The 12,148-nt window shown below is 50.5% G+C and carries 13 protein-coding genes; 7 read left to right on the plus strand and 6 right to left on the minus strand.

The genetic code is table 11. The annotated features are described in order from the left end of the window. The first annotated feature begins 128 nt into the window (after window positions 1–128). Both SE18_RS02230 and SE18_RS02235 read left to right on the plus strand, forming a co-directional pair. The gene (locus SE18_RS02230; RefSeq protein WP_152976529.1) at window positions 129–506 is read left to right on the plus strand and encodes a hypothetical protein; all 378 of its coding nucleotides are present in this window, start codon (window positions 129–131) and stop codon (window positions 504–506) included. A 164-nt stretch (window positions 507–670) separates the two neighbouring features. Then, on the plus strand, window positions 671–1,267 hold the full coding sequence (locus SE18_RS02235; protein WP_054532789.1) for a Crp/Fnr family transcriptional regulator: 597 nt from the start codon (window positions 671–673) through the stop codon (window positions 1,265–1,267). Here the strand turns inward: SE18_RS02235 and SE18_RS02240 are convergent. Both SE18_RS02240 and SE18_RS27090 read right to left on the minus strand, forming a co-directional pair. Then, a complete protein-coding gene (locus tag SE18_RS02240; protein WP_054532790.1) occupies window positions 1,257–2,138 on the minus strand; it encodes an NAD(P)-dependent oxidoreductase in 882 nt (293 codons plus the stop codon). The genes SE18_RS02235 and SE18_RS02240 overlap by 11 nt on opposite strands. Before the next feature lie 361 nt (window positions 2,139–2,499). After that, entirely contained in the window at window positions 2,500–2,790 is a 291-nt protein-coding gene (locus tag SE18_RS27090) for a hypothetical protein (RefSeq protein WP_152976530.1), read from the minus strand. Between the two features lie 366 nt (window positions 2,791–3,156). Here SE18_RS27090 and SE18_RS02250 point away from each other — a divergent pair, with 366 nt between their 5' ends. Further along, complete coding sequence (locus tag SE18_RS02250; RefSeq protein ID WP_054532792.1) at window positions 3,157–4,053, plus strand: MBL fold metallo-hydrolase; 897 nt, start codon at window positions 3,157–3,159, stop codon at window positions 4,051–4,053. Between the two features lie 50 nt (window positions 4,054–4,103). Next, window positions 4,104–5,036 (plus strand): SH3 domain-containing protein, encoded by a 933-nt coding sequence (locus SE18_RS26655; RefSeq protein ID WP_083469677.1) that lies wholly within the window; start codon window positions 4,104–4,106, stop codon window positions 5,034–5,036. A gap of 364 nt (window positions 5,037–5,400) precedes the next feature. Here the strand turns inward: SE18_RS26655 and SE18_RS02255 are convergent, their stop codons facing one another. The 4 genes from SE18_RS02255 to SE18_RS02270 form a co-directional block, all read right to left on the minus strand. Further along, entirely contained in the window at window positions 5,401–5,982 is a 582-nt protein-coding gene (locus SE18_RS02255) for a hypothetical protein (RefSeq protein WP_054532793.1), read from the minus strand. Between the two features lie 190 nt (window positions 5,983–6,172). Next, entirely contained in the window at window positions 6,173–6,913 is a 741-nt protein-coding gene (locus SE18_RS02260) for a hypothetical protein (RefSeq protein WP_054532794.1), read from the minus strand. 383 nt (window positions 6,914–7,296) lie between these two features. Beyond that, a complete protein-coding gene (locus SE18_RS02265) occupies window positions 7,297–8,781 on the minus strand; it encodes an ISKra4 family transposase (RefSeq protein WP_054532795.1) in 1,485 nt (494 codons plus the stop codon). Beyond that, on the minus strand, window positions 8,744–9,445 hold the full coding sequence (locus SE18_RS02270; protein WP_054532796.1) for a plasmid pRiA4b ORF-3 family protein: 702 nt from the start codon (window positions 9,443–9,445) through the stop codon (window positions 8,744–8,746). Before SE18_RS02270 ends, SE18_RS02265 begins: the two co-directional genes overlap by 38 nt. A gap of 185 nt (window positions 9,446–9,630) precedes the next feature. Here SE18_RS02270 and SE18_RS02275 point away from each other — a divergent pair, with 185 nt between their 5' ends. The 3 genes from SE18_RS02275 to SE18_RS02285 all read left to right on the plus strand — a co-directional run. Next, window positions 9,631–10,206 carry a recombinase family protein gene (locus tag SE18_RS02275; RefSeq protein ID WP_054532797.1) on the plus strand — a complete coding sequence of 192 codons (576 nt, stop codon included), beginning with the start codon at window positions 9,631–9,633 and terminating at the stop codon, window positions 10,204–10,206. A 414-nt stretch (window positions 10,207–10,620) separates the two neighbouring features. Beyond that, on the plus strand, window positions 10,621–11,631 hold the full coding sequence (locus tag SE18_RS02280; RefSeq protein WP_054532798.1) for a glycosyltransferase family 2 protein: 1,011 nt from the start codon (window positions 10,621–10,623) through the stop codon (window positions 11,629–11,631). 18 nt (window positions 11,632–11,649) lie between these two features. Then, window positions 11,650–12,148, plus strand: a 499-nt coding sequence (locus SE18_RS02285; RefSeq protein ID WP_152976531.1) for a glycosyltransferase, incomplete at its 3' end; no start/stop codon positions are given.

The raw sequence follows: 12,148 nt of genomic DNA on the forward strand, positions 1-12,148 counted from the left end.
ATCACAACCGCTGCCCCGCCAACTATCATAGATCCAACAGCGTTGACTCACTCCCAGCGCATCCCAACCACAGCGGGAACAACGTTGGGAGTGACTAAAATCGACGCTTCTTGTTAGGAGGATGAATTATGCAGGCTCTGCGTTTTTTTCAGTGCGCACTTTGCTGTGCACTGCTACTTGGATTAATGGGTTGCGGTGAAAGCGCAACCATAACCAGTGTTGCAACCCAAGGTGGCGAAACCGCTGTCAGTAGCGTTATCCCAACGTCGGATGGCGAAGCAGTGGCAACCCCAACAACCATGCAAGTTGGCGAGGGAACGCCATGCCCAAGTAATGCGACCTTTCCCCCTGGCGGTAATTCAACAACCGCCACCATTCAATCGGCCACCAACGTGCCCGCTACCACAACCTTGGGTGCGATGACGGATATTCCGCTTGGCACAACGATTCCCAATGATCCATGTATTCAGTTGCCAGCAGATGCCCAATCAAGCCCAACTCCCTAAACCTACCTATGATTGGCTACGACTGAAATGCTTGTCTGGGTGATCTGCGGCATCCGAGGCTCAATGGCATAGCGCTTGAATACACAGGTGAGATCGCAGATACTAGTCCTTGTTTCGGTATGATGGGGCAAAATCTGTTTCCGATAGCCGATAGTGAGGAACTCATGACCCACCCACAACTGCGCGCCGCTATCCAGCAATGGGTCGCATTGGAGAAGACTCAGTGGACAGAACTGGCTGCGATCTTTCATCAACGCAGCGTGGCTGCCGGAACCCACCTGCTCCTGCCTGGTAGTCACAGCCATGAACTTGTTTTTGTGTGTAGCGGCCTGCTACGCTTCTATTATTTGACCGAACAAGGCGGCGAGGCCAACAAGGCGTTTATCGCTGAAGGAGCCTTTGCTGGCCCGTTGGCCTCGTCGGTACTTAATCTGCCAGTAATCTATGGCGCGCAAGCACTTGAACCGAGCGTTCTGCTTGTGGCCAGCTATTCTGCGTTTAGTGCGTTGTTTGACCGCCATCCAGTGTTTGATCGCTTGGGACGGAAGTTGGCCGAATATCTGCTGGTGGGCAAGGAACTACGGATGCGCACGTTGTTGCTGCATCAAGCAAAAGATCGCTATTTGGCCTTTGTCAATCAATATCCCGACCTGATCGAACGGATTCCACAGTATCACATTGCTGGGTACTTGGGCATCACTGAGGTTTCGCTTTCACGTCTGAAGGGCGACCTTCGCCGTGCTCAGATGGTCATTGGTTGAGCATTGTTGCTTGTTCGTCGGCCTGAAATAGCCGAGCAATCGCCGAAAAATCCTGATCGCCTAGGCCACATTCAAGCGCTTGCTGATACAAGGCTGCGGTGGTGGTGGTAAGCGGGGTCGCTACTGAGGACGCCGCTGCGGCGACCATGGCGAGATCTTTGTGCATCCAGCGTAGCGGGAATTCAGCCTCATAGCTGTCGTTGGCCAGCTTTGCCCGCTTAAAGGTGAGAAATGGTGCCACGATCGGAGCGCCAAACAGCGTATCCAGCAACGTCTCACGACTGATACCGAGCGATTCGCCGAAGGCTAGCCCTTCGGCAAACGAAGCCATTGCATTGGCGAGCAGCAGATTGAATACCAGTTTGAGTGCAGTGCCCATGCCATGAATGCCGACATGGATGGTCTGCCGTCCCATGCATCGAAACAGTTCATCGGCTGCGGCCAAATCCTTGACGTTCCCGCCAGCCAGAAATACAAGTTGTCCGGCCTCGGCTTGGCCTTTGGAGCCAGTGACTGGCGCGTCGATGAAGGCCACGTCGCGCTTGGCCGCTTCCGACGCCATCCGACGCGCAAACTCTGGATTACCAGTGCTACAATCGATCCATAGCGCGCCTGCTTGGAGTTGGTCGAGGAAGCCAGCTTGGCCAAGTGCTGCTGCTTCGACGGCCTGCGGATGCGCCAGCATTGTGATAATTGTGGCAGAATGGCGGCCTACCTCAGCTGGACTGGTTGCCAGTTGTGCCCCACTAGCAATCAGTGCTTCTGCCTTGGCGGGCGTGCGGTTGAAAATGATCAACTGCTTGCCAGCGTGCTGAAGATTGGCCGCCATTCTGCTACCCATAATCCCTAAGCCAATAAAGCCAATGGTCATTGTGTTGCTCCCGTTCTAGATTGATTCGACGGGAGTATAGCGCGGCAAAACCCACTGCGCCTTATCAATTGATAAGTTCATGAGGCGTTTCACATGCATTTAGGCGGTTAATGCTGGCCATCGTCCAAGGGAATTTGAACATATGCCGATATCATCCCTGCCAGTCTTCGGCCTGAACCAATGCTTCGGGAGCGAACGCGGGCCGCACTCCTCACCCTCTATGACGCGGGATTGATTGCAATGCTCCACGGCCCGCTCATGCTTCACCCGAATAGCGCGTATAGCAGTGAGCCAACCCAAGTCGTTCCTGCGGCGGAGGCCCAGATATTCATCCAGACCATGTGCCGCGTGCCCTCCCTCCTTATTCATAGTGCTCAAGGATAGCCAAGAGGGTCTGGAAGAGGGGAAGTGTGAAGTCAATCGTGACCCTACAGCTGGCCAGTTCTTCCGTTCCATGGGCGGTCACAAACGTGTAGAATGTTTCAAAGAGATCATTGGTCGTTGGGCATACTCCTGTAAACGGCACGGCTTTTGCGGCGGTGAAGTCGGTGCTATTCACGAGGGTCGTAAGGGTTGCCAGCTCATCGGACGACAGCATGGTCGTCTTTGCTCGTTTTCCATTCATGTGCACGGTCAGCATCCCATCAGTCAAGATGGCTGTCGTGTGAGTGCATCTTATTGACCCGGTGGCACTGATATCAGATCTGCATAACCCTCCACGATGGGCAACCGATATGAGGAGCTGTGGCTCCACTGCTTGGGGGATGGTGGGACTCGGCTGGAGTGCTCCACACCCTGCCAACACAACCATCCCGAGGCATACCAGTCGGCGAAGTGATTTCATAGTGATCATCCTCTCACACTAATGATTATTTGATCGAGAACGCCGCAACGACCACGAATGTTCCCGCGCTGGCCAGGTATGGGGGCAATCCACGCGCAGCGAACCCATGCTACCATAGCACGCAGCAATCACCTGGTGCAACCATGTGCACAGAACCATGAGAGGAGCATCCCCATGATCAGTTTTCACCCCTTTGGCGGCGCCCAAGAAGTCGGCGCATCGTGTGGCATCCTCAAACTGGGCATGCGTCATATCCTCGTCGATGCGGGCATGCGCCCTGCCGCGCGCCCTGGCCAATCCCGCACGCCAGACCTCGAAGCGCTCAAAGGCTTCCCGCTCGATGCGATCCTCATCACCCATGCCCACATTGACCACACGGGCTGTCTGCCGCTCGTCGCCAGTCTGTTCCCGACGGTGCCGATCTATGCGACCGAAAGCACGATCGCGCTCATGCGGATTCTGCTGCTCGACAGTGCGCGGATTATGGAACAGGAACACCTCGCGCACGAGCTGGAAACGTCCTTGTATGACCAAGCAATGGTTGTGGAAACCTTGGCGCGGATCATTCCGGTGGCGTTTCATCAGGAACTCCGTCCGGTGGCTGCCAATCAGGAGATCGCCGTCACCTACCTGCCAGCGGGCCACATCCTCGGCGCGGGCATGCTGCATCTCACCAGCCCGTGGGGCAGTATCCTGCATACGGGCGATATTTCGGTGGGCCATCACCGCACCATCACGGGCGTTGATTTGAACACGCTGCCGCAGGTGGACATGATGATTATTGATGTCACAGAATTAGAGAAAAATCCATCTTTATTGAAGGAGCTTAACGAAATAAAGGATCTAAATATAAAAAAGGAATGGAATTCAATAGTTAAAAAGTGTATGGATTTAAATCCAGATCATCGTTATCCTTCTGTTAAGGAACTTATCGATGATGTAGATAGTAATCTAAAAAAATATTTTAATACATCAACTAATACAATTCCTCCTAGTAATATAACAGAGTCTCTTTCTTTAAAGCCTATAAAAAACAAAAGGTATTTCAGAAAGTATTTTTTGTTTTGGTAATATGTACTCTTGCCTTCGTGTATAACTTCCGTTCTATAAGTAATACACTTATGTCTTCTATTATTGCTATAATTACCACTATCAATAATCAATTAGGAAACATATCACCAGATATAGGAACCAATCCGACTACTACAATCGTTCTACCATCTTTAACAACTTCACCACCACCTACAAAAACGGAAGTTATTTCATTGCCGAATGTAAAGGTAGCCAGTAATTTGGTCAATATGCGTACGAGACCAGGAAAAACGTATGATGTTATTACAACGTATTCTGTTGGGACAATTTTTGATGTAGTAGGACGAAATAATACAAGCGATTGGCTTCTTGTTAATTCTCCAGATCAAAAAACTGGATGGGTATCAACCAGTGTCCTAGAAACAACAATTAATCTGGCTGATCTTCCTGAGGTACCTACGCCAACAACTCCTTCTATTGCACAGAATCCTACTCAAACAGTGACCATACGGCCAACGGCAACGATCGCCTCAGTAGTACAACCACCGCCAGTGACCATACAGCCAACGGCGACTATTGCTCCAACATCGCCACCAGCCCTTCCTACTGATATACCTGGGGGTAATATAGACAACCTTAGTGGTGTATGGAAAGGTTCAGGAAGTAAAGGTGCATTTGTAGATATTAATGTGCAAAATGGAGGAATTGCTAACCTTCATTTTGACTATCCTGATTTTGAATCAGGGCCAGATCTTTCCGGCAATTGCCCCCCTGAACATGTACAACAGTGTTTAGGATATGAATCTTGGATTAATGGGATGTCCCGAGTCCTCAAAATTAATAGAGATGGAACTTTTCAAACCACACAATTTCCGATCGTTCATGGTAGTTATACTCGGTATCTTTCTGTAGAAGGTAGATTTAATAGTGATAACACAGTAACGTTCTATTTATTAGAAGAAGCTCCGCAAACATCAGAATGCAATTATCGCAGCGAAATTTGGGTTACCTTGTATCGATAGTTCATAAACTAAGAGGGTTTTCTTTTACATAAGGTATTTCTATCAGATAGGAGGACGCAGATCGCCTTACGACCATAATTGATTACCCAAAGAATCAATCATGACCTTTATATTGTTCCAGTATCGTGATAGATGGTGGACTTAATGTACGGTAGCGGGCTGGCGCTGTGGAGACGTAGAGTACTGATTTGTATAAGAAATCAGTACTCTACGTCCTCTTATCCCAATCTTTTTAATAGTAACAAGAGAATAGTACAATGGTATCCCATGGATGGTCGCAATGCCCTCGCATGCAGCAATACAGCCACTATAATCCTTATTTGAGTGGTCTTGCATTTAACACCATGTTATGGTGCATGGAGAACTACTGAATCACAATCTGATTGACATCCAAGTACCGAATTGCCTTAATAGAGGTTGTTTGTTGGTTTTTCGATAACACCCAGAAAAAATCATTTTCGAGGGTTATTGTTTCACGTTCACCCGTATTGAATGTGACCTCAATCGATGCAACGCGTGGATCAATCCGACTTCCAAAGAAAAAAAAGCCTTCTGGAAGGAATGCAATATAGGTCATTGCGCCGAAAGCGATACCTGTGGTTACATGGGCCGCACCGTTTTGTATTTTCCATTGACCATTAAGGATAGAGCCATTGCTATAGCCAAGAATCGTCTGACCATTGAGAATATAGGTATAAATAAAGACAAGGCGATTATTTGAGAGTCGAATTTTCTGATGTGCTATATTACGTGCATCAGGATTTTGATCATAGATCAATGTAAGGAAGGTTGCATCATCGCGATTTGTTACAATAGGAGTAGTGTCATGTGTATCAGAAACGATCACTGGCACAATAGTACTGGATATATTTTCGGAACTATTCATACATCCGGTGATACAGATCAATCCAATTCCAATGATAGTGACCCATTGTTTCGGTCTCATGATGTCTCTCCTAAAGAGCAGGTTTATTCTTCAATCCTTCGCATCAAGATTTTATGCCGCTCCAATTAGACCCAACGTCTTTAATTTGCAACAACCAGAGGAAAATAGAATATAAGAGAAGAGGATGACTTTTACACAAAGACCAAGAATGCTAAAGCATTCTTGGTCTTTGTGTAAAAGTTATTTAACCTTAATAGAGATATGCATCATACCATGTCAGCGTGCTCCCAGTCGTAAAATCTCTATAGAGGGTATTTTGCGGGTAGATCCCAGGAATAGTTGTGGTATTCTGGGTGTACCAGTTGATCGTATGAATGTGATTCCATGTATAATCCGGCGATGACCCCCACTTACTTTTATTCCATGTATGATTGTTCGTGGTAGCCATGCCAAGCCTTGTATCAGGACGGACATTCCGAACCATACAACCTCTATCTACATCATACCGAATACCTACTTGAATTTGGTCAGTACCACCACCACTAACCGGAGATCCATATGTTCCATAGTAAAGCACATTGAATTTTTCTGTGCAAAGCGCAGTTGGCTTTATAGGAGTGGGAACATCTTTTTTTAAAACAATACTTTTTTGTTGTGCAATTTCAAGATTTTTTTCAAAGTTTCCAGTATCAGAGAAATATATTAATGCATCCCCTTGAAGTAATCGTTGCTTCACCTCTCTGTACTCAAGATAGGCCATATTGAATACAGTACCTGGTTTACAAGGAACCCTCTTAACTGTCTTCGGCGTATCATTCGCCGTCCCATACCCATAACTACATTCTGAACCGCTTATGTCTGATACAACAATAACGATAGTTGTATCAGATATCTCATCATTTTCCAAGTTCTGTGCATCAGCATGGGTACTAAAAAGCACGGAAGAAAAAACGGCAAGGATCGCCAATAACCTCAATACAGACCGTTGCATATGGCCTCCAGATTAGAATAGATTAAGATTGTCAATAGAGAGGGAAAGAACGCAGAGGAGATCTTCTCATATGAGGAGTATAGAGGAAGTGATATCACGTGTCAAAACTTTATACATTTATGGTATCCAGCGAAGGTTGCATACAAACTTATCCTGCGGTTTCAGATTCCCCACCGGCGAAACGGCTAACAACTTGGAGACCACAAAAAAGTCGGGGGTACTACCCCGATAACGGCATCGCTGGCGCACGTATCGGCTCAGATTGGAAACCTGCATACCACCCGCGAACGGTTGCCTCCCAGTCACCATTGAGCACCTAGCAAAGATACTCCCGCTCATCGGGGATAGGCTGCTGTACGGAGAGCATAAAAAACTCGGGGGCACTACCCCGAAAACGGCATCGCTGGCGTACCCATCGGCTCAGATCGGAAACCCGCATACCACCCGCGAACGGTTGCCTCCCAGTCACCATTGAGCACCTGGGTTCGGACTTGCAACAGCAGATGTGCTCCTTTCGGAGTCCACTGCATCTGTTGTTTTTTAACCATGCGTTTGCTCACGACATAATTCACCGTTGACTCCACAAAGCTCGTGCTAATCCGCTCACCCTGCCGATAGCGCTCCCCATAATTGATAATTGATCCGCTGTTGTGGTCAATGTAGGTGCTCAGGTCGTGGACATACCGCCCCATCGTTGCCGCTGCCGCGCTCCCCGGCTGGATGGTGATCGCCCCATCCTCATCGTAATCCCAGCCATCTAACCACTCGGCAAGCGTGTCCACGGCCTCCAACGCGCTGGCCGTATTGCCATGCCAGAGGTGATGTTTAATCCGTTCGATGCTATCTGTCAGTGACGGTCCATCCCAAGGTGGGTAGTCCGGACGGACGGGAAGCCCGCGAGCGCACTGCTGGAGTACCGTTAGCCGCATCGTGAGATGAAACCAATCCAGCACGTGCTCGGCCTGTGGGTACAGGTCATCGGGCAGGCGGCGGACGGTATCACCGCCATCCGTGAAGAAGGTTACGTGCTGATTGGCTTGCATGCCCTGGGATCGGAGCAGGTCAAACAGTCGCCGTCGGGGCTTGCGATCATACCGCTGCACCAAGGCGAAACATTTACTGGTTGGCGGCATGCCCTCCGGCGCATCCCGGCGAAAGGCGAGGATACTTTTACCTGCGATGACCTCAAACAGATTGGCCGTCTGTGCCCCGCAACTGCCGCGTCGTGCGCGAAGAATCGCCCCGTCGAGTCCGACCGACAGCGGCCCATCAGGCATGGGCAGGCGATCACGCTCAGCCTGGCAGGTATCCCACACCATCACCCGATCATCACCGAGCTGCTGTTCAAGCCGCTGGGCATCGTGGAGCAGATGATTGCGCACCGTCGTTGCATTGTGCGTCGCATCGATGGGCAACACCTCGTGGATGAGCCGTGTCGCGAGGTCATAGGCCATGAGGCTGGCCCATTTCGTCTCAAGATAGCGCAATTCGGGACTGACCCGCTCAGGGAGCAGCTGGGCGAGGGGACGCACGGTTTTGGTGTTGGTCGCGTGCGGCTGACAGGCACACTGATACCAGCGGGGGTTGGCGACCGCAACGCGGCCAAAGAGCGTCCGGAACGGGGCGGTGGTCTGCTGTTTTATCCGGCGTGGCGTGGCACAAGTAGGACAGGGCCGGTGCTGCGCGAGGTAGGCGATGACTTGGTGGGTGACCAGCGCCTGTTGGGTCTGCTGCAAGAGCTGTTTGCTCTCGGCGAGGGTTAAGCCAAGCGTCTCGATGCTGGCTGCTTCCCGCGCAAGGGTGGTCAGCACGTGCTGCTGCTGGGTGCCATCATCGGTCTGGATCTGGATGGTGATCGTTATCTGCATGCGGGTTCCTCCCCAGCGCGTGAAAGGCCTGATTCACTGCCCGCCGATCGAAGGCGATGGGCATCCATGCCTCCCAGTCGTCGAGTTGGTCAAGCGCATCCATAAAGTCGTCATCATCAACCGTTGGGCGTGGCCCGCCCGCCGCGAATGTCTGGACCCGTTCAATGATCAGCTGCATGGCAGCGTGGAGCGGATCAAGGCTGTCCCACGACGTTCGTTCACGAAGCAGCGCTCGGTAGCCCGGGGGGCCACCACAATCTTCGGGTGGACATGCCCCTGATCCCGCGTGACAGTGGGGATACACGCGGTGTGGTAGTGCGGGACGAATCTGTTCAATCCAGATATCGTGCTGCCAGAAGTCGCCCATATCGTAGTCGTAGCGGAAGCGCTCACCAACCCGCAACCGAAAATCGGCAAGTCGCACTTGGTCGGGATCGTCGGCAAAGGAAAAACCGCCATCGTGATAGACCCCATAGGCTTTCCCATAGATGAGAAATTGATGGAGGTGGGCATCCTCCCAGCCCATCGCAATTTGGAGAATGGCATGGAGATCGGCAATGGTGGTGGTGGCGGAGACCTGGACCCGTCGCCACACCTGCGGCGTGATATCCCGCAGCACGATTTTGAGGTGATAGATCAGCGGTGTCGATACAGCAAGGGTCATGGCAACTCCGGCTGGGTTTCCACGGCGAGGACAGGGGCAAGAAAACGGTCGTTTGGTTGCCCATTGGTGAGGAGGTGCAAAACACGGATGCCATGGGCAGTCAGATGGGCATGATACGCGGTCAAGCTATCTTTGTTAAGATACCACAGGCAACAATGAGATTCTTGACTAGAAGGAGCGCACCCATGCAACTTGGCTATGCCCGTGTTTCCACCGACGACCAGCACCTGCATCTGCAACACGATGCCTTGCAGCAGGCCGGATGTGCGCAGATCTTTGCCGATCACGGCAGCGGCGCAACCGCTGACCGGAGTGGTTTCCAGCGCTTGCTGGCCTATGCACGAGCGGGGGACATCGTGGTGGTGTGGCGCTTGGATCGGCTGAGCCGCTCGCTCAAAGATTTGATCGACATCATCACGCTGCTGGAGCGCAAGGAGATCGGGCTGAAAAGCCTGCATGAATCCATCGATACGACCTCCAGTGCGGGGAAACTGATTTTCCATATCTTTGGGGCACTGGCGGAATTTGAACGCACCCTCATTCGCGAACGCACCCAAGCAGGACTCCAGGCGGCGCGTGCGCGAGGAAGGAAGGGTGGGCGACCGAAAGCCCTGTCCGCCGATCAGCAAGCGTTGGCCGTGAAACTGTATAACGAAAAGCAGCACACGATCGCGCAGATCTGCCGGATGCTGGGGATTTCCAAGCCAACGCTGTATAAATATTTGGCCGATGCGTCCGCAGCGGGAACCACCAACGCCTGAGGCGCATGCCCCCGACTTTTTTGTGGTCTCCAACTGGCCTTGCATGGCCACTGTTGCACCGATGCCCTCCGCACGACCGTGCTCTTGGGCAATCCTGCCACTATGCTGCGCATTGCGCCTACGCCACAGCGGATTTGGGGGCCACTGGTAGAACGATAATCTCGAATATACCACTCATCATTCATTATCATCTTTTCCATATGATGATAATGAATGATCATTCTAAATGCTATAGGTAATGACTATCAGTACTTTTAGCCTAGATGGACGAACCTAAATAGAAGGATAGAACAAGGGTCTATGGCATATAGCAGGATGCATCCATTTAAACGATACTTGTCTGCATCAACCTATCAGGACTATGTTCCTCAAGTGATCTGCGCTCGATTGCAGCATTGAGGAGAGGAGTATCGTATGGACCATCACGCATCCATTATCCATCCAACCATTGCGCTTATTCCCGCCTTTAATGAATCTCGGTTCATCGGAAGTCTCGTTTTGGCAACAAAAGCCTATGTTGATATTGTCATCGTCGTTGATGATGGATCAACCGACCAAACTGTCATAATTGCACAACAAGCGGGTGCAGTTGTCTTGCAACATACTGTAAACCAAGGTAAGGCAGCAGCAGTTAATACCGGGTTTCGCTATAGCGCAACCCTTAACCCATTTGCCGTTGTGATGCTTGATGGGGATGGACAACATATCGCTGATGATATTCCACGTCTTTTGGCTCCTATCTGTCATGGTCATGCCGATGTGGTGATTGGGTCACGGTATGGGACGATTCAAAGTACCATTCCGCTTTATCGCAAAGTTGGTCAACTCGGATTAACGACCTTAACGAACCTTATATCTGGCGTTCATGTCAGTGATTCACAAAGTGGATTTCGTGCGTTTTCCGCTCAAGCCATTCAGGCCTTATCGTTTACCAGTAATGGTGGATTTTCGATCGAATCAGAAATGCAGTTCCATATTCACGAACAGGCATTGCGGGTTACGGAAGTGCCTATTCATGTGTTGTATGTGGAAAAAGCCAAGCGCAATCCCTTTCGCCACGGCATGCAAGTGGTAAATGGAATTCTCAGCATTGCAACCACGATGCGCCCCTTATTATTTTGGTGTGGAAGCGGTTTCGTGGCCTTAATCCTCAGTACCGTCCTGCTCGTATTCCTCGCCGAACATACAACGATTAGTTTGTCCCAATTTGCATGGCTGTTGAGTAGTTTGCTGATCGGCATGCTGCTGAGTGTTGGGGCAATCGGAACGGGAATTATCCTCCAGCGCCAACGCATCATGTTACAACGGATGGAAACATCATTAAAACAACAATTCCAGCCTGTCCAGCCAGCAACGACCAATCTGCCTGTCTTGGTACCATCGCTTGATCGCAGCTATGACACCGTTCCGCACGCACACGCATAACGAGAAAGACCTTCGACTATGGAAGCAAGTATCATTATTGTCAGTTATAACAGCCATGATGATCTCATTGAATGCCTCGATTCAGTGCTCAGAGAATGTCATGATCATACCCGTTATGAGATTATCGTTGTTGACAACGATTCCCACGATGCGAGCCGGACGTTGATTCGTCATGCGTATCCAATGGTGCAACTGCTTGAAAATACCAATACTGGGTATGCTGGTGGGAATAATTATGGCGCAACGGTTGCACAAGGGGATTACTTGATCTTCCTCAATCCTGATACGATTGTTATGCCTGGCGCGATAACCGCCTTAGTAACTCCCTTATCGAATGATCCAACGATTGGATTAACAACGGGATGCCTCGTTCATCATCGACATCCACAGCAGATTAATACGTGTGGCAACCATATGCACTATACAGGACTGACCTATTGTCGTGGGGCGAACCAACCCCGCACACAGTATGCGATGAGTTGCACCGTTGATGCCGTATCTGGGGCAGCATGCGCTA

The organism is Herpetosiphon geysericola (assembly GCF_001306135.1).
In the GTDB taxonomy this organism is placed as follows: Bacteria; Chloroflexota; Chloroflexia; order Chloroflexales; family Herpetosiphonaceae; genus Herpetosiphon; species Herpetosiphon geysericola.

What these genes read in the sequence shown, in the direction of transcription:
- SE18_RS02230 (WP_152976529.1), top strand. Translation starts at nt 129, where the DNA reads ATGCAGGCTCTGCGTTTTTTTCAGTGCGCACTTTGCTGTGCACTGCTA.
- SE18_RS02235 (WP_054532789.1), top strand. Translation starts at nt 671, where the DNA reads ATGACCCACCCACAACTGCGCGCCGCTATCCAGCAATGGGTCGCATTG.
- SE18_RS02240 (WP_054532790.1), bottom strand. Translation starts at nt 2,138, where the DNA reads ATGACCATTGGCTTTATTGGCTTAGGGATTATGGGTAGCAGAATGGCG.
- SE18_RS02250 (WP_054532792.1), top strand. Translation starts at nt 3,157, where the DNA reads ATGATCAGTTTTCACCCCTTTGGCGGCGCCCAAGAAGTCGGCGCATCG.
- SE18_RS26655 (WP_083469677.1), top strand. Translation starts at nt 4,104, where the DNA reads ATGTCTTCTATTATTGCTATAATTACCACTATCAATAATCAATTAGGA.
- SE18_RS02255 (WP_054532793.1), bottom strand. Translation starts at nt 5,982, where the DNA reads ATGAGACCGAAACAATGGGTCACTATCATTGGAATTGGATTGATCTGT.
- SE18_RS02260 (WP_054532794.1), bottom strand. Translation starts at nt 6,913, where the DNA reads ATGCAACGGTCTGTATTGAGGTTATTGGCGATCCTTGCCGTTTTTTCT.
- SE18_RS02265 (WP_054532795.1), bottom strand. Translation starts at nt 8,781, where the DNA reads ATGCAGATAACGATCACCATCCAGATCCAGACCGATGATGGCACCCAG.
- SE18_RS02270 (WP_054532796.1), bottom strand. Translation starts at nt 9,445, where the DNA reads ATGACCCTTGCTGTATCGACACCGCTGATCTATCACCTCAAAATCGTG.
- SE18_RS02275 (WP_054532797.1), top strand. Translation starts at nt 9,631, where the DNA reads ATGCAACTTGGCTATGCCCGTGTTTCCACCGACGACCAGCACCTGCAT.
- SE18_RS02280 (WP_054532798.1), top strand. Translation starts at nt 10,621, where the DNA reads ATGGACCATCACGCATCCATTATCCATCCAACCATTGCGCTTATTCCC.